The organism is Nostoc sphaeroides, assembly GCF_003443655.1.
In the GTDB taxonomy this organism is placed as follows: domain Bacteria; phylum Cyanobacteriota; class Cyanobacteriia; order Cyanobacteriales; family Nostocaceae; genus Nostoc; species Nostoc sphaeroides.
Genome location: NZ_CP031941.1, coordinates 3,264,540 through 3,288,597 on the forward strand (window position 1 = coordinate 3,264,540; position 24,058 = coordinate 3,288,597).

The following is a 24,058-nucleotide window of genomic DNA, read 5'->3' on the forward strand; positions in this document are numbered from 1 at the left end:
TCTCTAATATTCTTTTATCACAGAATGATACTATTTTGGAGATGTCTAATAATCAAGCAGCGATTGAGGATTACAATCAGGCAATTCGTCTCAATCCTAACTTTGCTGAAGCTTACAACAACCGAGGTGCAGCCCATCATACGCTAGGCAATAATCAAACAGCAATTAATGACTATAACCAGGCAATTCGTCTCAATCCTAACTTTGCTGAAGCTTACAACAACCGAGGTACAGCCCATCATACGCTAGGCAATAATCAAACAGCAATTAATGACTATAACCAGGCAATTCGCCTCAAACCCAACTATACCGAAGCTTACAACAACCGAGGTACAGCCCATCATACGCTAGGCAATAATCAAACAGCAATTAATGACTATAACCAGGCAATTCGCCTCAAACCCAACTATACCGAAGCTAAAACCAACTTAGATATTGCACGTTCCAAACTTGAGAAGATACAGAAACCAAAAGTTAGCCATACCACAAACTCTGAAACTTCTACTACAACTGACGTTAGCCAGGAATATATCGATGCCTTAAACTTAAGTGATATTCATAGAAAAATTGATCAGATAGTTACTGTCAAAGGACAAGTCGCCAGCGTAAATGTGGATAAATATAATAATATCATTTACTTTAACTTTGCTGAAAATACTTACCAAGGATTCTATGCTTATGTGCCTACAAGTAGTGGGCATAAATTCCCACATCCAACCAAGTATTCAGGTAAAACTGTAATTATTTCTGGAAAAATAAGCCTTAATAAAAATAAACGGCCTCGAATGGCATTAAATAATAGTTCGCAGTTGAAGGATGCAGAGTAATGAAACGATTGTATGCTACAGAACCAGATTTATTTATTATCACTCCTGAAAGACTGGTTAATTTCTCTAAGGATGTTATTTTACCAAAATATTTTTATAATCAACTCATATTTCTTAGTCAAGGAAACTTTCAGTCTGCCAGTGATGCTGCAAATACAATTTTAAATTCATTAATAAAGTTGGTAGAATCAGATATATTGACATTTAAAACAATTACTGGGGGAACAGTTTATTTTATTGACGAAGCAACTCAGTATATAGATATTGATAACTGCTATGAAAATATAGATATCAGAAATCCACTTGATCCCTACCTATTAAGCTTAATAAAACTGTCTGCAATTCTTGAAGCTAAGATAATTTTTATAGCCTCAACTCCCGAAATTATTAGAAAATGCCGTTATCTAAATTTTGAAATTGCAAACTTAGAAGAATTGTCAACCAGTGGCGAGTCTTGGTTACAACCAGAAATGTTAATAGATATTGAAGCAAGCATATCTGAATCCATCAGCCAACCAGAAGCTTTAGTAACTCAAGAGGAGATAACTACATCTGAACTAGAGCCTACTATACAAGTTCAATGGCGAGACATCAGAGTAGCAGTAGAGGTAAATAATATTGAATGGATAGACATTATCTCTAGATAATATTCAGCTATCTGAGGTGTTTGACACCTGTAAAAAGCCTGACGATTGGAGATGCGATCCTACCAGATCCATTAATCATGAGGCTATCTGGTAAATTGCAGGAGGATATCTCGGTTCAGGAATTAGTTTTCCCTCCTTTTTCGCAGCATCTAACCATGCTTTTTTTGCTTTCAAAACTTCATTAAGTGCTTCTTCTTCAGTTTAACCAAATGCTGAACAGTATTTCAAATCAGGAATATCAGCAATGTAGCCATCATCTTCTTCACTATAGAAAATATTAATGTGATAGTGTTTCATTCTTAGCTCAGTATCGCCACCAAAATCCGAAGCAAGTCTTCTATATCAGCAGGAACACGATATAAATTGAGGTCTTGAGTTATTTGTTTAGTTTCTCGATTTAATAGAGCAAATTGCCAAATATCCCCTGTAGAAACAGCCCCCTGTAGATTTGTCTCTTGAGAGTCAGTCCATGCATCGATAGCAATCAGTTCTACCGCAAGCTGGGTAAAACCTCTTGCTAAATCAGCATTTTTAGCTTCCACAACCAAAAGTTTATGGTCTGCATGGAGATAATAGTCAAGGGAACCTTTTAACTGTTCTGTAACAATTAAAGGATATTCGATTCTAAGTTGGGCGTGAGTGTAATGAACAACATCCAATAAAATTGGCGCAATTAGTAACTCTCTGCGGGCTGCCTCACTAGTCAAACTAATATATGGCAAACTCTCCTCAATCCTAGATTTGAGATTTGCAAGCCTGTCTAATTCAATGTTGGACTTTTGTCGATTGAGAGAGGAACGTTTTAAAGAATATCCAAATTCAGCCAGTATATCTTCTGGCTCAAATGACATCTCGAAATAGTTTCTGAAAGTGTATGATTGATTTGGTTTAAGAATAGGAATTTTGCTCATAGCTGCATAATTGATAATTGAGTTTTTTAACATACCATCAGATTTTCAAACGGATACTGATTTTTCCAACGGTAAGCATTAAAATCTCTGAAATCTATAGACAAAATTTTTCCATGCCCCAGATGTTCTGCCAAAATTACTAACGAAGCATCGCCCAGATCCATTGGTAAGTTCGCATATTTTTCCATCAGTTCACAAATGCGTTTACCATGATGGGGTTGCAAATCAAAAACCGTAAAGGCCCCTAAAAATAAGTTATTAATGAAACTTACTTGGGCGTGGTTGCCCATCTTTGTTAGCAGTAGATAGCAAGTCTCTGTAACGACAGCCCAAGTCGTAATCAGAGGTTTGTTGACATTGGCAAGTACTGTTATTGCTTGAGTGTGGTACAAGTCATTTCGATTTGCTAAGGCTAACCAAAAGCCAGTATCAACGATAATCATACTTAGTTTTCAAGCCATCTCTCAAAAATAATTTGTAATTTACAGATAGATCCGAATCTGTCTCACCACAACCAATAAAGCCTGTTTGGGTCAGCATTGACAAAGGATTCTTTTGCTCCTGCTGAAGCTGTTGGTAGTACAATTCGAGGGCAGATTTAATTACATCTGTTACTGCTTGATTAGTCTGCTGTTGAATAAAGGCTAGTTTGTCAGCATACTCGTCATCTAATCGCGCATTAATTCGCATGGTTAAGTTAGTTTGTCATACATTTGTATGACAAAGATAACATACTTCTACCTCGTCAACAACTTCCGCCGCAGATTATCCAACGCTGCATTCGCGCTGACATGACGAATTAAAGCTCGACCTCTTACTGTGCCAAACTGATACTCAAAACTTGCCACTTCATCCTTTGGCCCAGCTAAACCAATGTAAACTAAACCCACCGGCTTAGTATCTGTCCCTCCAGTTGGGCCAGCAATACCAGTAATACTCAATCCCCAAGTTGTTGCAAGGCGAGTTTTGACTCCAACAGCCATTTGCTCTGCAACAGTTGCACTTACCGCCCCAAATTTATCTAAATCTTCCTGGTTAACTCCCAGCAGCCCAACCTTCACGGAATTGTCATAAGAAATTACGCCACCCCAAAAGTAATCAGAACTCCCAGAAATCTCAGTCAACATTTGCCCTAAACCGCCACCAGTGCAAGATTCTGCCACCGAAAGCGTTTCTTTTGATGCCCGCAACAACTGACCAACTACAGAAGCAAGAGTATCATTATTAACGCCGTAGAAATCCAGTCCGGCAATTTCTTTAAGTTGTTTCTCAATGGGCGCAATTAGTTCTTCTGCGGCTGCTTCTGAAGTGGCTTTAGCAGAAACTCGCAATCTTACTTCCCCCTTACCTGCATAAGGGGCTACTGTCGGATTTGGCAACTTCAAATAGGAAGAAACTTTTTCCGCTAAAGCAGATTCACCAATACCCCAAAACTTTAAACTCCGACTGTAAATAATTTCTTTACCCCAACCTTGACTTTTGAGAAATGGTACGGCTGTTTCTTCCCACATCGGATACATTTCACTGGGAACACCGGGAAAGGTAAAAATCGTGATTTCAGGACGGGGTTGCCAAATGATACCGGGTGCTGTTCCAGTAGGGTTGGGGAGAATTTCTGCACCTTGGGGAATCAAAGCCTGCTTGCGGTTACTTGGTGACATAACCCGACCACGTTGGGCGAATTTTTGGGTTATGTCTTCGATGATGTCAGAACGTTCTATCAACGGGACTTTAAAAAAATCGGCGATGGTTTCGCAGGTGAGATCATCTGGTGTTGGGCCGAGTCCACCAGTGAAAATGAGAATTTGCGCTCTGGAAATAGCAATTTCTATAACTTGCTTTAACCGTTCTGGATTATCCCCAACCACTGTTTGATAGTAGTGGGGAATTCCTAGCTGCGCTAATTGTTGCGCCAAAAATTGAGCATTGCCGTTGAGGATATCTCCTAACAGCAGTTCAGTACCAACACAAATAATTTCTGCACTCATTGGATTGGGGAAGGGGAGTAGGGAGTGGGGAGTGGGGAGTGGGGGCAAGGGATTAAGAATTTTAGATTTTAGATTTTGGATTTTGGATTAAATTTCAATCTAAAATCTAAAATTGAATTGCCCCATGCCCAATTATGCTAGTGCTGGTACAGGAATTTCCAGGTGAGGATATAAGGGGAAGCGATCGCACAATGCTGCTACCCTTTGCCGACAATCTTGGGTTACTACGTCGGAATCTGGAGAAAGCAGGCGATCGCTAATAATATTTGCAATCTCGGTAAATTCTGCTACTCCTAAACCTCGCGTGGTCATTGCTGGCGAACCTAACCTTAAACCACTGGTAACAAATGGCGATTGCGGATCAAAGGGAATAGTATTCTTGTTAGCAGTAATATTCACGGTACTAACTAGCTGATCTGCCTGCTTACCAGTTAGACCGACAGAACGTAAATCTACCAAAATTAAATGGTTGTCAGTGCCATTTGAGACTAACTTTAAACCCCGGTTTTGTAATTGTTCTGCCAAAGCACGAGCATTTTCAATCACTTGGGCAGAATAGGTTTTAAACTCAGGCTTCAGGGCTTCTCCAAAAGCTACTGCTTTACCGGCAATGACGTGTTCTAATGGCCCGCCTTGACTGCCAGGAAAAACAGATTTATCTAGCTTTTTACCTAGTTCTGCGTCGCTGGTCAAAATTAAACCACCTCTAGGGCCGCGTAGAGTCTTATGTGTAGTTGTTGTCACCACATGACAATGAGGAATGGGATCGGGATGAAGACCACTAGCAACTAAACCAGCAATATGGGCAATATCGGCAAGTAAGTAAGCGCCGATTTCATCAGCAATACTACGGAACTTTTCAAAATCAATTATCCGGGGATAAGCCGAATAACCACAAATCAAGAGCTTAGGACGCTCCCTCAGCGCCAGCTCTCGAATTTGATCGTAGTCAAGTTGTTCTGTTTGTTGGCTGACACCGTAGTGGCTAACTTGGAACCACTTACCTGAGACATTTACAGGGGAACCGTGGGTGAGATGTCCCCCATGAGACAAATCCATCCCCATAATTTTGTCTCCTGGTGACAACAGCGACAGGAACACTGCAAAATTGGCTTGTGCGCCAGAATGAGGTTGCACATTCGCATGAGCAGCACCAAATATCTGTTTAGCACGATTAATTGCTAGTTGCTCGATTTTGTCGATATACTCACAACCGCCATAGTAGCGTTTACCAGGTAATCCCTCGGCATATTTATTTGTCAGTACTGAACCTTGAGCCGCCAGTACCGCAGCAGAGGTAAAGTTTTCACTAGCAATCAACTCCAAGTGATCTCGCTGACGCTGTAGTTCGTCGTTGATTAACTCCGCGATCGCTGGATCGGTGGAGGTAAGAAAGTCTGAGTTAGTCTTAGTCACTTCAATTATCCTTGTGGAAATTTGTACAACGGCTGATTTTGGTTGGGCGCAGCACCTAACAGTCCACTTTCAAGAGTCTATAGCCCAAAGTCTATGAGTTCAATGATTTTTGACTGCTCTACAGAGGCGATTAATCGTCTCCGTACTATTGAGGTTTATTTGTGCCAACTTATTTATTATTAAACGATTAATTATCATAACGTTGCTTGTTGAGGCTGCGCTAAATAAAGCTTGTTGCGACGCCGAATAGCCCGTCGGAGACATCGGCCCTCTGCGAGACAAAAAGCTGAACGCTTCGGTAATCGACTGTGCGTAATACAGCATTTGCGAGGTTCTTTACTTTTTCGTAGGTCATAGATGTCAAGAAAGCTCTAATACCAATTCTGTATGAAGATGCACAGAATATTAAACGAACTGCCAAGATCGCCAATAATAGAGAGTTGCTCATTTAGTGCAGCTTCGCATTAAATTGGTATAACCTACTTGTCCCACGCTAATGAGACTTTTGCAAGAGGTTTAATATACAGCAGGAGTTAGGAGTAAGATTTGCTCTAGTTCCCTCCTTAAAAAGGAGGGTTAGAGTGGATGAAGAATTAATCTAAACGTATTGATTTAAAAGGACTCTCATCTGCGTTGGCTAGCAAAAATCCAGCCATCGCTATGAGCTAGATATTATCAAAAATAGTCGGCTTAATAGCTGCTTATTGAAACAGTTTTAGCGACGCCGATAGCGTTCGCGTAGCGTCTTATAGAGAAGCGGTAGCGAGTCAGATGCTATTGAGCGTAATAGCCCGTCCTAGACATCGCTTTGAGTCTGAGAAACTAAACCAAACGAGAAATACTGATTTTCCGTTGGTTCTTAACCTTGGTTGCGATCAAAAAAAATTAAATACCTTTACCCTGATTAGTATTTTTCTCTGAAGAGAGTATAATCAGTATATTCCCTTAAAACCTATGAGGAGTCTTTGATTGGTTTCTTGAAAGGCTACTTCCACCATCACGGTAGTAGAGCAGTATTGTGATGCTTATCGCGGATTTATCACTTATGAGAAATTCGGGATAACTAAATTAGCTTTAAATTCCATGAATTACGTATATTTTCACAAAGGATTAATATAAAAAGCAATTTTACCAAAGATTGTTTGAAATTAATTAAACTTTTTGTGAAATATGTCAATTATTTATTCAACTAGTCAAACTCACGTTTCAATATGCAATTAAACATCTATTCTGATGATAATTATCTTCCGAAAGGAATAGAGCCAGTTCCAATGCTTTATCCCTTTTGGAAACAGTTTATCCCTACTGAAAAATATCCTTGGTCTAAATTGTACGGCAAGTATATAGAGGTAAGTAATTCCCTTTTTAAAATGACTTCCTTAAAGGAAGCTGACTTAGTTATCATGCCTATAAACTGGAGAGCAATCAGAGGAGAAAGTTGGAGAAGTAAAGTTAATAAAGAAACAGAAAGTCTATCTATTGAATTTGCTGAAAAAGTAGCTACTATCGGCAAAGAATTAGTTATTTTTTTCGCAGGGGATTGTTGCGCCGAAGGAATTCCTGTTAAGAATGCAACAGTAATGCGAATGGCAGGATATCGGTCAAAAAGGAAGAAAAACGATATTATTATGCCTTCTTTTACTGAAGATTTTGTTAAAGAATATTTAGGAGGGCAAATGTCTCTCAGGCATAAATCTGAGAAACCTATTGTTGGATTTTGTGGACTAGCAGTAAAAGATTCATGGGAAAAGAAACTAAAAACGGTTTTATTCCACGGGGCGATGTTAACCAAATCATTAGAGCTTGGGGTTTCGCCTTACAAAGGACAAATTTTACGTAGTCAGGCTGTGAAAGTACTTACAGAAAACCCGTTTTTAGTAAATACAAACTTTATCATCAGAGACGAAACAGTATTTCTAAATACACAAGATATAGAGCGAAGACAGAAGGTTCGTGCTGAATATGTGAAAAATCTAGTTGAGAGTGATTACATTTTGTGTTGTCGTGGTTCTGCAAACTATTCTATTCGATTATATGAAATCCTCAGTTGTGGTCGAATTCCAATTTTTATTGATACAGACTGCGTTTTACCTGACGATTCTATAATTGACTGGAAAAAATATTGCGTATGGATAGATGAGAAGGAAATACCACAGATTGCAGAGAAAGTAGCTGAATTCCATAGCAATATTTCAGACCAAGAATTCTTAGATTTGCAGCATGAGTGCCGAAATCTGTGGAAAAATAGGCTTTCTGCTGAGGGATTTTATACTAATTTCCATAATCATTTTTCGACAAAATAATTCATTCAAATAAGTATTATGTCTAGAACAAAATAGCCCTAAGCTAAAACACAAAGGTGCTAAAATTTGCTTTACGCCTTTGTGTTTTGGCTTGAGGTAATTAGCTACCCTTGGGTACAGTCTCTTCAGGGCCAGCAGTGACAATTATCAGACTTTCCGGCTTAATTAAATCTTCAATTGCCTGTTGCATCTGAGCCATTGTGACTGCTTGTATTCTTTGGGGAAAGTCTCGGATTTCTGAGCGTGAAAGTCCTAAGACAGCATTATCCAAAATTATGCTTGATACATCACTAGGATTAGCTAAATCCACAGGATAGCTATTAGTAATTGAGCGTTTTGCTGCGTTGAATTCAGCCTCAGTTACTCCTTGCTCGCGCAACTGTTTGAGTAAAGCGAGAGTACTAGCGATCGCTTTTTGGGTATCAAGAGGAGCAGTCTGCATCTGAATCAAGAAGGGCCCCGGATTGATTCCGGCGGCAAAACCACTATAGATACCGTAGGTTAAACCCTGGCGATCGCGCACTTCCGTACCCAAGCGACTCGCTAAGGTATCACCACCCAAAATTTGATTCAGTATCAGTGCTGCATAATAACGTGGGTCTTTCCGAGAAATACCGTTGTAGCCGATGTAGGTAACAGCTTCGGACTTACCAGGTATCACTTTGTTTAGACGTGTCAAAGTTTGTGGCAATGGCACGGATGGTATTTTCAGAACAGGTGGCTTACCTGTGGCTGACCATTTGCCAAACGCCTGATTTAGCAAAGCCTTTACCTTAACTGGATCAAAGTCTCCCACTAAGGCGATCGTTGTGCTATCTGGTCGGTAGTGTGTCTGGTAGAAGCCAAGCAAATCATCACGAGTAATGGTCTTTAAACTCTCGGCTGTGGGAAAGCTATGGAATGGATGATTTTCTGGGTAAATTGCTTGCTGAAATACTTGCCTTCCTAAACCTCTGGGGTCATCTAGCTGGACTTTAAGACTTGTCAGTGCCCGTTGGCGACTCAGTTCTAACTGATCGGCTGGAAAAGTGGCGTTTTCTAACACATCTGCCAGAGTTTGAATCAATATCGGCAAGTCTGCTGAAAGTCCCTCACCGCTAACGCTAACTCCCTCGCGGCTGGCACCGAAGCTCAAATCGGCTCCCCGGTCTTCTAAGGTTTTTGCTAGGGTCAGAGCATTTTTAGTCTGCGTCCCATTCATTAAGTTGGCCGCAGTCAAATTCGCTAATCCAGCTTTTTGATTGCCGTCAAATTCAGTACCAGCGTCAATTTGTCCACTCAGGTTAATTGTGGGGAGATTGCGATCGCGCAATAGCAAAACCCGCAGACCATTATTTAAGGTAAACTCTTCTGGTAATGATTGTTTGGCTGAATCTGTAGCTGATGTGGCAGGTGGCAGATATTTAGCCAGTTCTGCTGGATCTACAGGCTTACCAGGGCTGAAATTTTCCACTGTGCGACCAGAACCAGCGCTGGAAGCCCCTGGTTTACCATCTGGTTGAGTTGGCTCAAAGAAGCCGATGGTTTGTTGAGCCGGATTAAGGTAGGTTTTCGCTACTTTCTGTACTTGGGCTGGGGTGACTTTTGCGATCGCAGCTAGATACTGTTCAATAAAACGATAATCGCCGGCCACTGTTTCGTTATATCCCAGTTGGGTTGCCTGACTAGTGATGTCTTGGTTCCCCAAAACAAAGGAGGCTTGTAGTTGTGTCTTCGCCCGGTTTAATTCTTCTGTAGTAACTGGCTGTTCTTGCAATTTTGCTAAAGATTCCTGAAGCACCTGGCCAATTTTCTCTAACTCTTGACCTGGAGCGGCTGTCGCATTAATTTCATACCAACCTGGTTCGATGAGTTCGGCAGCACTGCCATTCGCTGAAGTAGCGAGTCCAGATTCCACCAAAGCTTGGTAAAGCCTAGAACTACGTCCACCTGTGAGGATGGCATCCATCACATCAATTGCTGGAACATCAGGATGCTTGATATCTGGCAGAGGATACACCGCTTGTAATAGTGCTGCACTTCCAGGCTGCTTTAAAACAATAGGCGCTTTTTTAGTAGTAGGTGCAACCGGAGAAGACGCGGTGATATTTCCCTTCACCACGTCCCCTCGTCCTTGCGTCCCCGTATCCTCTTTTCTTCGTTTTGCCAACTTCCCATAAGTTTCTTTAACAACTTTGAGTACAGGTTCTGTGGCAAAATCCCCTGTAATCACCAACGTAGCATTTTCTGGGCTGTAGTAGGTTTGGTAATAATTCCGCACCTGCTTTACCGTAAATTTCTCTACATCAGCTTTTGTGCCTCCTACGGGTAAGCCGTATGCTCTGCTAGGGAAAGCATCTCGCATCACTGCCCGACTCAGACGATAGCCTGGTGAATTTTCATACCCCTGTAACTCGGAGATTACCACCCGCTTTTCACTTGTGAGTTGATCGGGGCCAACTAAAGAATTTTCCATGCGATCGGCTTCCAATGTCAACAATGCTTCGAGTTTGTCTCGTTGCACTGTGCCAAAGTAAGCTGTTTCGTCATAACTAGTAAAAGCATTGAACTGGCTACCCAAGGCACTAAATAACCTGCCAAACTGCACAGGACGGTCAGTTGTACCCTTGAACATTAAATGTTCTAGCTGGTGAGAAATGCCATTCTGTCCTTTAACCTCGTTACGTGAACCTACTTTATACCAAACTTGTACACTCACTACTGGAGCGGTATGGACTTCTTTAGTTAGCACTGTTAAGCCGTTGTCCAATACCGTTTTTTGTACCCCTTGAGTGAATGAGACAGCAGATACAGGTGCGACTGCTGTTGGTGTTACAGCATTGGTGAAATTGCCCCAAAGAGGCACAATACTTAGCATAAAGCTAAGAAAAAACCCTATAAGCATATATGAGCGTAGCTTCATAAGCAATGGGAAATGCAAAATTTCTAATTATAAAACAAAAACTTTAGTCCCGCTTTCTGGAAGTCAAAAGACTTACATTCTCGGCTTTTTTATCATTTTTAATGGTAGCTTTATTTCCACTATGCCGTAATAGGCTGTTTTAAAGTTTACCTACCTATTTACAAGACATCTACGAGCAATAACCAACAACAATGGTATAAAAATTCCTTTCCTTATTCCTTGCCACTTATTCTCTATTTTCAAAACACTTAATTTGATTGCTTTTTAATTTCGCATCTGGGTGATAACATCTTTTGAACAATGGCTTATTGCAACAGATTTTCCAACTTGTTATTTTTATGAGCGATCGCTTTTACATAATTATATGACTTACGCAATAACTCTCTGAAACTCTTATTCCTTTGTGTCCTTTGCGTCCTTTGCGGTTCGTTTTTTCATTATTTTGCCTAAGTTCTGAATTATTTAAATTATTTAATGCTAACAGGACTTTCGCACTGTACAAATGCATCGTGATCTGAGTTACCTAAAATAGCTTGTTTCAGGCTTTTCTTAATTTATAGAGCGGTTATAATAAATGGTATCAATATTTGATTGCACTTATCGCTATGGAACGCGAAGCCCTAACAATTCGGTTTCCGGCTGATTTACTTGTCAAAGCTAAGAAGATTAAAGAGGGTAGTGAATCCTTGAATGATTTAGTGGTTGAGGCTTTGGAACGTGAGGTAAGCCGCCGCAGGGGATGGGCAGCCCATCAACGCATAATTGATCGCAGCGAAATCGTGAAAGCTAAAACGGGGATACAACCAGCCTCTACAGATTTGATTCGCAGCCTCAGAGAGGACGAAGGGCAACGTGACTAGAGTTTTGTGTTTAGATACCAATAAAATTTTATGAATCTCTCCTATCTTGTCTACAATTACCGTTTAATTTGCTTAGGAAACTTAGGAACTAACAAAGATTGCTCTAATTCACCTTGTTCATTATAGAATTTCATCTGACCTTGTTCATTACATAACCATACTTCAACAGCTTTAGCTTCTAAATATAAATTTCTTTTAAATTCCATTTCTTCCAAAGTGTTCCCACTGGATTTGACTTCTACACAAATTTCTGGTGCAATAGATGCTGATACTTCATTTTCAATTTTAGAAAATCGTTCCTCTGAACACCAGACAACATCAGCAACTTTCACACCGTCTGATGTGTTGATGGCACATTCTGGCATTACTTCACCTGTATTCAAGAAAGATTCTAATAAACGTTGGATTCTTCCTTGATAAAAAGAATGTTTAATTTTGACTGGACTCATTACGATTTGACCCCATTTATTTAATTCAATTTTGAAGGGTAAATCTTGTAATTGTTTGTGTTCACAAACTTCTTCCCATCTCATAGTTAATATTTGTCTAGGGTGATTGATTCGATTTTAACTCATCTATAGCAACCCGATTTTATTTTTGAAATCCACTGGATTTAGATCCCCGACTTCTTGAAGAATCGGGGATCTAAGCAGTAACTTTTGCTTAAGTAAGTGCCATTCCACCCTACAAATAAATTAACCCCTAAACTTCAACATTCAAAGTACGTACCAAAAAAGCCCATTTATCTGAGGCTTCTTCAATAATCTTAGCCGTGGGTTTACCCGCACCATGTCCTGCTTTTGTCTCAATTCTAATTAGAACTGGCGCATTACCTGCGTGAGCCTCTTGCAAAGCGGCGGCAAATTTGAAACTATGAGCAGGGACAACGCGATCGTCATGATCGGCTGTGGTAATTAAGGTTGCTGGGTAAGCTGTATCTGGTTTGATGTTGTGTAGTGGCGAATAAGCATATAGCGCTGGAAACTCTTCTGAATTATCTGCTGAACCATATTCGGAAGTCCAAGCCCAGCCGATGGTAAATTTGTGGAACCGCAACATATCCATCACGCCGACGGCGGGTATTGCTGCACCAAACAAATCGGGACGTTGCGTTATACAAGCACCCACTAATAAACCGCCATTACTACCACCTGCGATCGCTAGCTTATCTGTCTTAGTATACTTATTAGCAATCAACCATTCAGCTGCACCAATAAAGTCATCAAAGACATTCTGCTTTTTATCCTTGATTCCTGCTTGATGCCATTCTTCACCATATTCTCCACCGCCGCGTATATTGGGCATAGCATAGACACCACCCATCTCCATCCACACCAAAAGACTCACAGAAAAACTAGGTGTCATTGAGGCATTAAAACCACCATAGGCATAGAGATAAGTCGGGTTATTTCCATCTAACTTTATGCCCTTTTTATGAGTAATAAACATTGGTATTTTAGTACCATCTTTGCTATGATAAAAGACTTGTTTAGTTTCATAATCATCAGGATGAAAATCTACCTGTGGCTGGCGGAAAATACTACTTTTACCAGTTACCATATCGTAGCGATAGATAGTTCCTGGTGTGGTGAAACTGGTGAAACTATAAAAAGTTTCGGTATCATGACGCTTCCCTCCAAAACCTCCGGCTGAACCGAGTCCAGGTAATTCTACCTCACGAATAAATGCACCTTTGAGGTCAAATATTTTAATTTGGCTGTGAGCATCTTTGAGGTAATCAGCAACAAATTGGTTATTGAGTATCCCGACACTTTCCAACGTTTCTGCTGATTGGGGAATGATTTCTCGCCAATTTTCTGATGCAGGGCTTTTGGTGTCAATTCCAATAACTCTTCCTCGTGGTGCATTTAAATCCGTGCGGAAATAAAACACGCTATCATCATTATCAATAAAGCTGTAATCTGCCTCAAATTGGTTAATTAGTTCAATGACTTCAGCATTAGGGTTAGTCAAATCTTTAAAGAAAACCAAATTTTTGGAGTCAGTTCCCAGCCAAATTGAAATTATTAAATAGCGTCCATCTTCAGTAACGCCGCCACTAAAACCCCATTCCTTTTGGTCAGGACGATGGTAAATTAGCACATCTTCTGATTGGGGTTTACCTAGTTCATGATAGTAGAGCTTTTGATAATAGTTAACATCTTCTAATTGAGTTTTTTCATTCGGTTCATCATAGCGACTGTAAAAGAAACCTTGATGATCATGTGTCCACGATGCGCCAGAAAATTTAATCCACTTCAGATGGTCTTGCAAGTCTTCACCAGTTTCGACATCGCGTACTTTCCATTCTTGCCAATCAGAACCAGAGGCGGATAGACCGTATGCTAAAAGTTTACCATCCTCGCTAATAGATAATCCCGAAAGAGCAACAGTACCATCTTCCGAAAGTTTATTAGGGTCGAGTAAAACTTTGGGTTCGTCGTCGAGGGTTTTCAGAGTGTAGAGGACACTTTGATTTTGCAGTCCGTCATTTTTGAAATAAAAGTAGCGTTCGGTGGAACCGTCTTGCAGAGATTCGCCTTCTTTAAAAGGGATGCCATATTTTTCATAATCCCAAAGTTTGGTGAGGCGCTGTTTAATTTTTTCCCTGCTAGGAATTTCGTTCAAGTAACCAAAAGTAACTTGATTTTGTGCCTCAATCCAAGCCCTTGTTTCTTCAGAGTCAGGATCTTCTAGCCAACGGTAAGGATCTGCGACTAAAGTACCGTGGTAGTTATCGACTTGATTGCTTTTGTGGCTGGATGGGTAGGTGAGGGGTTTTTTAGAGGAGGGCATAATCTCAGGTCAAAAGTGCTTCTTTACATACTACAAAGATAGACCCAAGACGTAGAGCATGTACTGAATAAACCTGCGGGAAAATTCCAATTTAAGACCAGCCCTTTCAAGGTGGTGAAATTTTTAGACAATGATTCCTCTTTTCTCTGTGTTCTCTGCGCCTCTGTGGTTCTAGAAATTACTTTTAAACCGCAGAGACGCGGAGGGCGCAGAGAGAAGAAAAGAGATTTTAGGAGTTGCCCATTGACAGTAAATACAAAATATGTTGATTTTGAAATAATCACATCTGTGGTAGAGGTAAAGCGCATTGCTAAACCCCTACAGCGCGGGTCTACAGCAGTATTTAGGAGGCTAATTGCCACCAACCGAAGGCTGGGCCGATAAAACGGATAGTTGCCCATGCTACAACCATAAGGATAATACCTATCCAGGCACCACGACTTGTCCAACTGACAAATAATTCGGCTTGCTTTTTTGTGATGGGAAGCCAAGGCAAGATGCGAGTCTCTTTCTCTTGACCGTATGTTTCCCCTAATGTGGTTTTACGACGCTTTGCTTCACCCATAATCAGCAACTCAAATTTTTACTTAGGTTCTATCTAAATTTATCTTGCCAGGATTCATAGCTATAGAGAGGCAATAAACTGATAATAGTGCTTGCTTTTAGACGATCGCGCTTTGGTTGACAAAATTTAAATTAGGCATTGGGCATGGGGCATTGATAACTGAACTTTAAGCAGAATTTTCTTCATCGGTATTAGAAAACAGACTGGGGTCGAGATAGTTAATGCGGGCCAGGGGGCTTAAGGCAGCGAGAATTTGAGCGCCGTAGCTGCGATTAACTACACGACTGTCAAGTAAAGCAACAATACCTTGACTTTCTCGGACTGGAGCGATCGCTCTTTGTAATTCACTCAAAGCAGTTGGCAATAAATATAAACGGAACCAATCTTGATGCGATCGCTTATAACGAGCTACCCTACCAGCTACTAGCGGATTTTCTAAAGATGGTAAAGGTAAAGTAGCAATAATTAACAAATGGGGTGCTGGCAAAACTCGTTGATGTTCTCGCCAAAATTCCCAACCGCTAATCAAAATACCATTTTCATCTAAACAAGTTTTTTCTACTTGCACCCGCGAACCAAATTCTGAAGCCAGAATTGTTGCAACTTGAGATTTGAGTGGTACATCCCCCACCAAGACAACCGTTAATCCTGGTGCTGTAGCACTTAGACAAACCAGTGTGCGGACTTTGTGAATAAATGCCGCTTGAAATTCTGGCGTGTTAGGTAGGGGCAACTTATAAGGTACATACAGTTGAATTGCTTCTGCTTGATCCGCAGAGAACTTCAGGCAAGTTAAATCGTCCAAACCAAGGCGCTGTCGGAAAAGAGGAGCCTCAGTTTCTGGTTCGATGGCGCTGCCAATTAAAACTACTGGTTGTCGCTGCCATAAGGGTGAGAGGATTTCCCCTAATTCCATTGGGGCGTAGTGTAAAGAAAATAAACCTTGTCGATGGGCAATAGTCGCCCAGAAGAGGGCAGGGGGGGCAGGGGGAGATGAGGGAGCAAGGGAGGAAAGATTTTCATTAAGGGTTTGAAATTGCTGCCAGAAATTTTTCCAATTATCTGGGAGGTTGGCTTGATCTAAAGCTAAATACAGACGGCTTAAAATTTCTATTTCTGGCTGGGAAATTAGGTAGCACTGATATGGATTGACAGGATGCTGAAAAAGTTGGTGTGTAAGTTGTATCCTTACTTCACGAATTGCCTCAGCTTGATTTGGGCAAGCCAGTATGAGTTGCTCCCAATCATGGGGTTGAATATCTTGGGTAAGTTGATCGCGCACCCAATCTTCTAGATCATCTACTCCATCAATAATTGTGGGGATGCCTTGGGGAAAGCAAGAGCCACCAGCAAATTGTCCTTTTAACCAAGCTTCTGGGGAGGTTAACAGTAGCCCTTGGAACTCAGCACTAGGCCAAGCGTCACCTGTTCTAATCGCTTTGTTGGCTGGTAGCCACTGCTGTAGACGGGGAATTTCCACCCGCAGCAGAAGTTGCTGTACCGCTTCTTGAGCAACAATAATTACAGGGCCATGCCACATCAGGGCTGATGCTACGAAACTGGTGCGATATCGCCCTTGATAGCCACAAACCGCCCCTACTTGAATTAGGGCGCTACGTCCCAATCGCAAGGCGCGTGCTACCAACCGTGCCATCGTCAAATGATGGGGCCAGGAAGGGAACCCCGCCTGCGATCGCAAAAAGTTATGTAGTGAAAAATGAACTTCTGCTTCAATCACACGCTTTTAATTCCATACAAAGTGACTTTTACTTCCAATTGCCCCATGTCTATTATGTTGTCCTTTGTCATTTGTCATTTGTCCTTTGTCCTTTGCTAATGACCAATGACTAATGACCAATGACCAATGACCAATCACCCAATACCCTAAATTATGCCAACTTACACAGGAATTTCCAGCGAAGCCTTTAGGCATCCACTAGATCGCCAAGCCGAGCAAGCTTTACGAAATTTACCAGGATTTGATTTAATCGCTCGTAAATTTGTGGAATTTATCTACGAACGCCCTCAGTTAGTCTATCTAATGGGTAACACCATCCAAGTCGGGCCGCGTCAATATTCCACTATTTACCAGATGTTTCGGGAATGCGTCCGAGATTTGGACATTTACCCAGAACCGACACTGTTTGTCTCGCAAGATCCCCAAGCAAATAGCTATGCACTGGGGCAAGAGAATCCTTACATAGTCATAAATACAGGGATACTAGACTTACTCGACGAAGCCGAGATTCGGGCGGTGCTAGCCCATGAACTGGGGCATATTAAATGTGGTCATACTATTTTAATTCAAATGGCGATGTGGGCGATGAGTGCTGCTTCCGCCTTGGGAGAATTGACCTTCGGCATCGGTAATATTGTCACACAAGGTTTGATTTACGCCTTTTTTGAGTGGCGGCGGAAAGCCGAGTTATCGTCAGATCGCGCCGCACTACTAGTCATGGATGACTTGAATCCGGTAATGTCAACGATGATGAAACTTTCTGGCGGTAGTAACAAATATGCCAATGAATGTAGTTTACAAGAGTTTATCAAGCAGTCAGAAAATTATCAGGCACTGGATGAAGATGGACTAAATCAGGTGTATAAATTTTTGATCTACAATGGCGCTCAGGGTACGATGTTGACCCATCCTTTCCCTGTGGAACGCTTGCATTACTTACGGGCGTGGGCAGTATCCGAAGAATACCAGCAAATTCGCCGAGGAAATTATCAGCGATCGCCTGCTTCAGGATCAGTAAATGTTGCAGCAGAGTCTTCCGCGAATGAAACAGAAACTTTACGCCGTCAAATTGAAGAATTACAACGGGAAATCGACAGAATGAGAAGACCTGAGTAAATTGTTTTAGGGTGCGTTAGACAAGCCTAACGCACCACATTCATTCTATCTAAGGGACTTCCAAGTAAAAAAATATTCCATTGCTATTGTTCACTGTTGACCGTTGACGGTTCACGAGTTTTTAGTCAACAGTCAACGACTTGAATGTGGAATAATTTATTTTTTGGAGTTCCCTAATAGGTTATACGCTCCGTAACACTACCTTTGTTCGGTGATTGCTACAGTTAAGTTTGCCATTCTAGTTTTTTTGTATTCCCTTAAAGCGGATAATATTTTCTAGCTGAACTACCATCCTCTTGGGGGTGGATAAATTCAAGATTCAAAATTAAGGTTTGAAGATTGCTTAACTATATCTCAGCATTAAATTAGATGTAGGCATTTCTGAATATGGCAATTCACTTGACAAAACGGCTTTCTGTGTTCGCTGCTATTCTAACTCTTGTCCTTTCCATGCCGGGAATTGCCTTAGCTGCACCCGTTCAACTCCATACTGCTTTTGGTGTTATTTCTGCCCAAACTACCAAAAGTGCAACCTACTCCACCTCATCGGAGATTAACCTGACTCCCCTACAGCGCCAAGAACTCCAGGCTGTGCGTCAGAGAAGAAATAGGGAAATTGAGGGAGTCTTAAACACATCGCAACGTGCCCAACTTAATCACCATATCCGGGCTGGTAATAATATGAATCAAGCCCTAGAAAAAGTGCATTTGCAACCAGAGCAGCAAGATTTTGTAAAGGCGATCGTGCAATTTACTAACTTGAAAATGAAAGCTATTTCATCTAGGCATTCGCTAACAGCAGATCATAAATAAGGGAACTCCAAAAAATAAATTATTCCACTTAAAGTCGTTGACTGTTGACTGTTGATTGTTGACTGAAAACTCGTGAACCGTCAACGGTCAACAGTGAACAGTCAACAATAGCAATGGAATATTTTTTTACTTGGAAGTCCCTAAAGGTTTGACTTGTACATTAGATTATTGAATCGTTGTCATAGAAGATATAAATAATATTTTCTATGACAGTCTTTTGGATAAAATGGGATCAAGCGATGTCTACGACGGGCTACGCCTACGCACTTTTTATTTAAAAAATTTCATCCTCCAATTCTGTAACCTAACTTATGGAAACAATTGGCTAATCTGGACTTCAATTTCTGGAAATGCCATCAAAGATAAAGTTGCATCCTCCGGCAAAATAAATTTAAGATTGTAGCCTTCCAAACCCGGTTCACGGAAAACATAAACCTGACGCTGATTTACATCCAAAATCCAGTAATCAGCAATTCCTGCCTTAGCATATAAAGGTGCTTTCTGTTTGCGATCGGTGTCTAGCGTTGTATCTGCTACCTCAATCAATAAAAAGATTTCATTGGGTGCAGGATGATGATTAATGTACTTTCGCGCATCAATGCGGACAACAGCGATATCTGGTTCAGGTTCCGAGTATTGGCTTAATTGAATCGGATCTTGCACCCGAACTAAAGCAACTTCTGCTAGCAGCCGCTTGAGATAATCAGACGCACACAGCGTTGTCGCTGCATGGGGGGGATTTTTAGCACTCATGGGGATAACTTGCCCATCAATCAGTTCTACCCGTTCATCGGCTGTGATAATACCCGTCTTAAGCATCCGGTGATATTCATCTACATTCCACAAGCGCACTCTAGTTTGTGTCATTGTATTTGGTTTGGCGATATTATCATCTGCAAAGTGCAAATAACCTGTTACGCAAATAACATTGTACATTTACCTGATGACTGTTGACGGTTGACTGATGACCGATAACCGTCAACCGTCAACCGTCAACGATTATAAAGAATGTTTATATAATTTAGACGCATATCAGCTTATTTCTTACTCTCAACTTTTGCAGCATCTATAATTAATCTTGCCCTATTTAGTTCGTTACCATGTCGGAAGAAGATATCCGAGCCGCAAGGCTGGAGAAAGTAGAACAACTCAAGCAGCTAGGGACTAATCCCTACGCCTATCGTTGGGAATCTACCCATCATGCAACGCAGTTGCAAGAACAGTTTGCCGATTTAGCCAGTGGTGAAGAAGTTGATTTAGAAGTTGCGATCGCTGGACGCATTATGGCGCGTCGCGTTTTTGGTAAACTAGCTTTCTTCACCTTGCAAGATGAAACTGGCACAATTCAGCTTTATTTGGATAAAAATCGCATCCAAGAAAGCATGGCAGATATTGATGCTGATGCTTTCAATCATTTAAAACAACTCACAGATGCAGGCGATATTCTGGGAGTTAAAGGTACTATTAAACGGACTGAAAAGGGCGAGTTATCTGTCTACGTTAAACAATATACTATCCTGACTAAATCCCTGTTGCCGCTACCCGACAAGTGGCATGGATTAACGGATGTTGCCAAACGTTACCGTCAGCGCTACGTTGATTTGATTGTTAACCCGGAAGTACGGCAAACTTTCCGCCGTCGCGCCCAAATTACTGCCGGTATTCGCCGTTATTTGGAACAGCGAGACTTTCTAGAAATTGAAACGCCAGTTTTGCAAAGTGAAGCTGGAGGTGCAGATGCGCGTCCATTTATCACTCACCACAACACTTTAGAAATGGAATTGTATCTGCGAATTGCCACAGAACTCCATCTCAAGCGGTTGATTGTGGGTGGTTTTGAAAAGGTGTTTGAATTGGGACGGATTTTCCGTAATGAGGGAATTTCGACTCGACACAATCCCGAATTTACGACAATTGAAATTTACCAAGCCTACGCCGATTACAACGATATGATGGCGCTGACTGAGGGGATTATTACCACTGTCGCCCAAGACGTACTCGGCACATTGCAAATCACCTACCAAGGGGAACCTATAGATTTAACACCACCTTGGCGGCGGGTGACAATGCACGATTTAGTTAAAGAATTTACTGGCTTGGATTTCAATTCTTTCCAAACATTGGAAGAAGCAAAAACAGCAAGTAAAAATGCTGGTATTCCTGGTGTAGATGAAGCCAAATCAATTGGAAAGTTACTGAATTTAGCTTTTGAAGAGAAAGTAGAAGCTAATTTAATTCAACCTACCTTTGTAATTGATTACCCAGTAGAAATTTCGCCTTTAGCAAAACCCCACCGTTATCAACCTGGTTTAGTGGAAAGATTTGAGTTATTTATCGTAGGCCGAGAAACTGGGAACAGCTTCTCAGAACTTACAGATCCCATTGATCAAAGAGAACGCTTAGAAGCCCAAGCTGAAAGAAAAGCTGCTGGTGACTTAGAAGCCCAAGGTGTTGATGAAGACTTTTTGACAGCTTTAGAATACGGTATGCCGCCTACGGGTGGTTTAGGGATTGGGATTGATCGGTTGGTAATGTTATTAACTGATTGTGCCAGTATTCGGGATGCGATCGCCTTCCCGCTACTCAAGCCTGAAGGCAGCGTTATTAAGCAATTTACCTATGAGCCAAAAACTCAAACACTGACTATTGAATTTGATAGTGGAAGTGTTTACGAGTATTTCAAAGTACCTCCCAGTATCAAGGATGACTTAGACAATGCACCGTCTAAAGGTCAACACTTTAACAAGTTTATTAAAGGGAAATTTAAGTTTGAACAGTTGAGCTAGTAAGTACTATTCAACAGTCGGGTGCGTTATGGGTTTGCCTAACGCACCATTTTTATTACCTAATTTGCACTCACTTATTCTATATTATATTCCTTTAAAGTAGAACTATAGACGAGCGATCGCTCTCTATGATTACCTATAATAGAAAGGCGATCGCTAATTTTTACCTAAACGTAAAAGTGGAAGAATTCAGGAGTCAGCAGTCAGAATCCAGAATGATACCAATTTGAAAAAAGAATGCGACAAATAGACCATTTGTAGAGACGCGATTCATCGCGTCTTTACCCAAGGATGTGTTGCAATCATTAATTGAAATAGAATGATTAGAAAATGAAGGGTGCTATTGCTTGTAAATTTTATTGGATTCCCTCTAGCAGTGGCCCAAAATCAAGATTATTCTAATCTTCATTATTGCTATCTACATTGATGATGCCCAGAAGATTCTCATAGTTTTGGAATTGCAACCATAATTCTGAATTGGCTAATCCGTTATTAGTTTCGGCTGGTATCAGATATTTTGCCGTTTCTGTGTAGACGTAGCCCGTCGTAGACATAGCTTGACCTATTAGAGAAGCGACATCATAACTCTTAAAACTAGCAATAGTCTCTGGTGTGAGATATTCTGCTGTTTTTGTAATCGCCTGACCTATTAAAGAACCGACATCATAACTCTTAAAACTAGCAATAGTCTCTGGTGTGAGATATTCTGCTGTTTTTGTAATCGCCTGACCTATTAAAGAACCGACATCATAACTCTTAAAACTAGCAATAGTCTCTGGTGTGAGATATTCTGCTGTTTTTGTAATCGCCTGACCTATTAAAGAACCGACATCATAACTTTTAAAACTAGAAATAGTCTCTGGTGTGAGAAAACTTCCGATTTGTGTGTTTATAGCTAGTGAATTGTTGCCAGAAATCACCTGCCTTGCCAGAGAACTAACATTGGAAATATTAAAATTAGAGAAACTAGAGATTCTAGCTTGTGAACTATTTTCTGCTGTGTCTACTTTGGCGTAGCCCGTCGTAGACATCGCCTGACTCGCCACAGAACTGACGTTAGAATTTGTACTTTGTGTACTATTTTCTGCGGTTTCTGTGACAATCTGACGGACTTGGGCATCAGTCAAGTTGGGGTTAGCACTAAGCATCAAGGCAACTATACCAGCAACATGAGGAGCAGCCATAGACGTACCGCTATAAGTGGCATATTGATTATTCGGAACTGAGGAGTACACCTCGACTCCTGGGGCTGTGACATAAGAAATTTCATTTGTTCCAGAGCGGTTAGAGAAGTCGGCCAAATTATTATTCTTATCCACAGCCCCAACGGCAATTCCCGACTTGGATGCATAGCGGGCGGGATAGGCTGGTGATGAGTCACCATTATTACCTGCTGCCATGACGACAATCACTCCTTTGCTGCTGGCGTAGTTAATGGCTGACTCTAAAGTACGATTGGAAGATGTGCCTCCTAAACTAAGGTTAATCACATTAGCTCCATTATCCACAGCGTAGCGAATACCTTTAGATATGGAACTATAGGAACCAGCGCCAGAGCTATCTAAAACTTTGACGGGCATAATTTTGGCATTGTATGCAATACCAGTGACACCGTAGTTATTATTTTCTCCTGCGATCGTGCCGGAAACATGAGTGCCATGACCGTTGTTATCTAAAGTGTTGTTGTTTTTATCAGAGAAGTTCCAGCCGTAATTATCATCAATATAGCCATTGCCATCATCATCAATACCATTACCTGCTATTTCCTTGGTATTCGTCCAGATATTATTTTTTAAATCCTCGTGGTTATAGTCAACCCCAGTATCTACAACAGCAACAACAACGCCTTTACCTGTGTATCCCTGTGCCCAGACTTCAGGTGCTTTCACAAGGTCTGCTCCCCAATTATTGCCACCAAGGTTAGGAACATCAGCAAAGGCATTCTGACCAATTGCTCTAGCCACTGCTGCTGCTCCATTAATCAAGCCATAGCCATTAGTGGAGTTATAATTTTGAGCGCTAAAACCATTATTAGTAGCGTTATTGCTATTTTCGGAGTCACCATTATTTAGCAACTGCACATCAGCATTGGCTGAGTTGTAGCTACTACGTCTGCTGAAGTTAAGGCTGTAGTCATCTTTCGTATTAAAGCTATCTAATGAGGAGATTGAAGTGATATTTAGCTGTTGAGTTGACAACACATTGTTATTAACATCATCAATGAGCATAAGTATTTTTTCTCAAAGATAGCAATCGGTTTTTGACAGTTTAAAGCTTTAAAATCTTTATAAGAAGATTTCAATGTGCGAATAAGCTCATTGTCAATAATTACTATGAAATTTCGGAAAAAAATGCTAATTTTATTACCAAAAATATTCTGATAACTGTGG

20 protein-coding genes are annotated in these 24,058 nt (G+C 41.0%); 7 read left to right on the forward strand and 13 right to left on the reverse strand.

Translation table 11 applies throughout. The features are described from left to right. The first annotated feature begins 41 nt into the window (after nt 1–41). Together D1367_RS14365 and D1367_RS14370 are read left to right on the forward strand one after the other, a co-directional pair. On the forward strand, nt 42–827 hold the full coding sequence (locus D1367_RS14365) for a tetratricopeptide repeat protein (RefSeq protein WP_118167048.1): 786 nt from the start codon (nt 42–44) through the stop codon (nt 825–827). Next, nucleotides 827–1,474 (forward strand): hypothetical protein, encoded by a 648-nt coding sequence (locus D1367_RS14370; RefSeq protein WP_118167049.1) that lies wholly within the window; start codon nt 827–829, stop codon nt 1,472–1,474. The genes D1367_RS14365 and D1367_RS14370 overlap by 1 nt, the downstream gene beginning before the upstream one ends. Nucleotides 1,475–1,675: 201 nt before the next feature. On the opposite strand, the gene D1367_RS33335 is transcribed toward D1367_RS14370, so the two are convergent. From D1367_RS33335 to glyA, 6 genes are all read right to left on the reverse strand, one after another. After that, nucleotides 1,676–1,771, reverse strand: coding sequence for a type II toxin-antitoxin system HicB family antitoxin (locus D1367_RS33335; RefSeq protein ID WP_410477579.1), 96 nt, complete (start codon nt 1,769–1,771; stop codon nt 1,676–1,678). 2 nt (nt 1,772–1,773) lie between these two features. Next, entirely contained in the window at nt 1,774–2,385 is a 612-nt protein-coding gene (locus D1367_RS14380) for a hypothetical protein (RefSeq protein ID WP_118171439.1), read from the reverse strand. A gap of 26 nt (nt 2,386–2,411) precedes the next feature. Beyond that, nucleotides 2,412–2,828, reverse strand: a complete 417-nt coding sequence (locus D1367_RS14385; RefSeq protein ID WP_118167050.1) for a type II toxin-antitoxin system VapC family toxin — start codon at nt 2,826–2,828, stop codon at nt 2,412–2,414. Continuing rightward, nucleotides 2,815–3,075, reverse strand: a complete 261-nt coding sequence (locus tag D1367_RS14390) for a CopG family transcriptional regulator (RefSeq protein ID WP_118167051.1) — start codon at nt 3,073–3,075, stop codon at nt 2,815–2,817. The genes D1367_RS14385 and D1367_RS14390 overlap by 14 nt, the downstream gene beginning before the upstream one ends. Nucleotides 3,076–3,122: 47 nt before the next feature. Further along, nucleotides 3,123–4,373, reverse strand: a complete 1,251-nt coding sequence (locus tag D1367_RS14395) for a competence/damage-inducible protein A (protein ID WP_118167052.1) — start codon at nt 4,371–4,373, stop codon at nt 3,123–3,125. Nucleotides 4,374–4,505: 132 nt separating this feature from the next. Further along, the gene (glyA, locus tag D1367_RS14400) at nt 4,506–5,789 is read right to left on the reverse strand and encodes a serine hydroxymethyltransferase (protein ID WP_118167053.1); all 1,284 of its coding nucleotides are present in this window, start codon (nt 5,787–5,789) and stop codon (nt 4,506–4,508) included. A gap of 1,211 nt (nt 5,790–7,000) precedes the next feature. Here glyA and D1367_RS14405 point away from each other — a divergent pair. After that, nucleotides 7,001–8,092 carry an exostosin domain-containing protein gene (locus tag D1367_RS14405; protein ID WP_118167054.1) on the forward strand — a complete coding sequence of 364 codons (1,092 nt, stop codon included), beginning with the start codon at nt 7,001–7,003 and terminating at the stop codon, nt 8,090–8,092. Nucleotides 8,093–8,192: 100 nt separating this feature from the next. Here D1367_RS14405 and D1367_RS14410 read toward each other — a convergent pair whose 3' ends face one another. Further along, nucleotides 8,193–10,994, reverse strand: coding sequence for a M16 family metallopeptidase (locus D1367_RS14410; protein WP_118167055.1), 2,802 nt, complete (start codon nt 10,992–10,994; stop codon nt 8,193–8,195). 587 nt (nt 10,995–11,581) lie between these two features. On the opposite strand from D1367_RS14410, the gene D1367_RS14415 reads away from it, so the two are divergent. Continuing rightward, nucleotides 11,582–11,854 (forward strand): YlcI/YnfO family protein, encoded by a 273-nt coding sequence (locus tag D1367_RS14415; RefSeq protein ID WP_338042120.1) that lies wholly within the window; start codon nt 11,582–11,584, stop codon nt 11,852–11,854. Between the two features lie 56 nt (nt 11,855–11,910). On the opposite strand, the gene D1367_RS14420 is transcribed toward D1367_RS14415, so the two are convergent. The 4 genes from D1367_RS14420 to D1367_RS14435 all read right to left on the reverse strand — a co-directional run bounded on the left by D1367_RS14420 (nt 11,911) and on the right by D1367_RS14435 (nt 16,953). Then, complete coding sequence (locus D1367_RS14420; RefSeq protein WP_118167057.1) at nt 11,911–12,387, reverse strand: Uma2 family endonuclease; 477 nt, start codon at nt 12,385–12,387, stop codon at nt 11,911–11,913. A 169-nt stretch (nt 12,388–12,556) separates the two neighbouring features. Beyond that, nucleotides 12,557–14,650 carry a prolyl oligopeptidase family serine peptidase gene (locus D1367_RS14425; RefSeq protein ID WP_118167058.1) on the reverse strand — a complete coding sequence of 698 codons (2,094 nt, stop codon included), beginning with the start codon at nt 14,648–14,650 and terminating at the stop codon, nt 12,557–12,559. 343 nt (nt 14,651–14,993) lie between these two features. Further along, nucleotides 14,994–15,215, reverse strand: a complete 222-nt coding sequence (locus D1367_RS14430) for a DUF2839 domain-containing protein (protein ID WP_118167059.1) — start codon at nt 15,213–15,215, stop codon at nt 14,994–14,996. Between the two features lie 166 nt (nt 15,216–15,381). Continuing rightward, entirely contained in the window at nt 15,382–16,953 is a 1,572-nt protein-coding gene (locus D1367_RS14435) for a helicase C-terminal domain-containing protein (RefSeq protein ID WP_118167060.1), read from the reverse strand. Nucleotides 16,954–17,106: 153 nt separating this feature from the next. On the opposite strand from D1367_RS14435, the gene D1367_RS14445 reads away from it, so the two are divergent. Then, a complete protein-coding gene (locus tag D1367_RS14445) occupies nt 17,107–18,069 on the forward strand; it encodes a M48 family metallopeptidase (RefSeq protein ID WP_118167062.1) in 963 nt (320 codons plus the stop codon). 387 nt (nt 18,070–18,456) lie between these two features. Further along, a complete protein-coding gene (locus D1367_RS14450) occupies nt 18,457–18,882 on the forward strand; it encodes a hypothetical protein (RefSeq protein ID WP_118167063.1) in 426 nt (141 codons plus the stop codon). Nucleotides 18,883–19,191: 309 nt separating this feature from the next. Here the strand turns inward: D1367_RS14450 and D1367_RS14455 are convergent, their stop codons facing one another. Beyond that, a complete protein-coding gene (locus D1367_RS14455; RefSeq protein ID WP_118171442.1) occupies nt 19,192–19,749 on the reverse strand; it encodes a Uma2 family endonuclease in 558 nt (185 codons plus the stop codon). A 233-nt stretch (nt 19,750–19,982) separates the two neighbouring features. Here D1367_RS14455 and lysS point away from each other — a divergent pair, with 233 nt between their 5' ends. Further along, entirely contained in the window at nt 19,983–21,668 is a 1,686-nt protein-coding gene (gene lysS, locus D1367_RS14460) for a lysine--tRNA ligase (protein WP_118167064.1), read from the forward strand. Nucleotides 21,669–22,066: 398 nt separating this feature from the next. Here the strand turns inward: lysS and D1367_RS14465 are convergent, their stop codons facing one another. Continuing rightward, nucleotides 22,067–23,896, reverse strand: coding sequence for a S8 family peptidase (locus D1367_RS14465; protein WP_118167065.1), 1,830 nt, complete (start codon nt 23,894–23,896; stop codon nt 22,067–22,069). Nucleotides 23,897–24,058 lie beyond the last annotated feature (162 nt).

Excerpts from the sequence above, each read along its gene's own strand:
- D1367_RS14370 (WP_118167049.1), top strand. The coding sequence starts at position 827 with ATGAAACGATTGTATGCTACAGAACCAGATTTATTTATTATCACTCCT.
- D1367_RS33335 (WP_410477579.1), bottom strand. The coding sequence starts at position 1,771 with ATGAAACACTATCACATTAATATTTTCTATAGTGAAGAAGATGATGGC.
- D1367_RS14390 (WP_118167051.1), bottom strand. The coding sequence starts at position 3,075 with ATGCGAATTAATGCGCGATTAGATGACGAGTATGCTGACAAACTAGCC.
- D1367_RS14430 (WP_118167059.1), bottom strand. The coding sequence starts at position 15,215 with ATGGGTGAAGCAAAGCGTCGTAAAACCACATTAGGGGAAACATACGGT.
- D1367_RS14380 (WP_118171439.1), bottom strand. The coding sequence starts at position 2,385 with ATGAGCAAAATTCCTATTCTTAAACCAAATCAATCATACACTTTCAGA.
- D1367_RS14365 (WP_118167048.1), top strand. The coding sequence starts at position 42 with ATGTCTAATAATCAAGCAGCGATTGAGGATTACAATCAGGCAATTCGT.
- lysS (WP_118167064.1), top strand. The coding sequence starts at position 19,983 with ATGTCGGAAGAAGATATCCGAGCCGCAAGGCTGGAGAAAGTAGAACAA.
- D1367_RS14425 (WP_118167058.1), bottom strand. The coding sequence starts at position 14,650 with ATGCCCTCCTCTAAAAAACCCCTCACCTACCCATCCAGCCACAAAAGC.
- D1367_RS14410 (WP_118167055.1), bottom strand. The coding sequence starts at position 10,994 with ATGAAGCTACGCTCATATATGCTTATAGGGTTTTTTCTTAGCTTTATG.
- D1367_RS14395 (WP_118167052.1), bottom strand. The coding sequence starts at position 4,373 with ATGAGTGCAGAAATTATTTGTGTTGGTACTGAACTGCTGTTAGGAGAT.
- D1367_RS14450 (WP_118167063.1), top strand. The coding sequence starts at position 18,457 with ATGGCAATTCACTTGACAAAACGGCTTTCTGTGTTCGCTGCTATTCTA.
- D1367_RS14385 (WP_118167050.1), bottom strand. The coding sequence starts at position 2,828 with ATGATTATCGTTGATACTGGCTTTTGGTTAGCCTTAGCAAATCGAAAT.
- D1367_RS14445 (WP_118167062.1), top strand. The coding sequence starts at position 17,107 with ATGCCAACTTACACAGGAATTTCCAGCGAAGCCTTTAGGCATCCACTA.
- D1367_RS14405 (WP_118167054.1), top strand. The coding sequence starts at position 7,001 with ATGCAATTAAACATCTATTCTGATGATAATTATCTTCCGAAAGGAATA.
- D1367_RS14465 (WP_118167065.1), bottom strand. The coding sequence starts at position 23,896 with ATGCTCATTGATGATGTTAATAACAATGTGTTGTCAACTCAACAGCTA.
- D1367_RS14455 (WP_118171442.1), bottom strand. The coding sequence starts at position 19,749 with ATGACACAAACTAGAGTGCGCTTGTGGAATGTAGATGAATATCACCGG.
- D1367_RS14420 (WP_118167057.1), bottom strand. The coding sequence starts at position 12,387 with ATGAGATGGGAAGAAGTTTGTGAACACAAACAATTACAAGATTTACCC.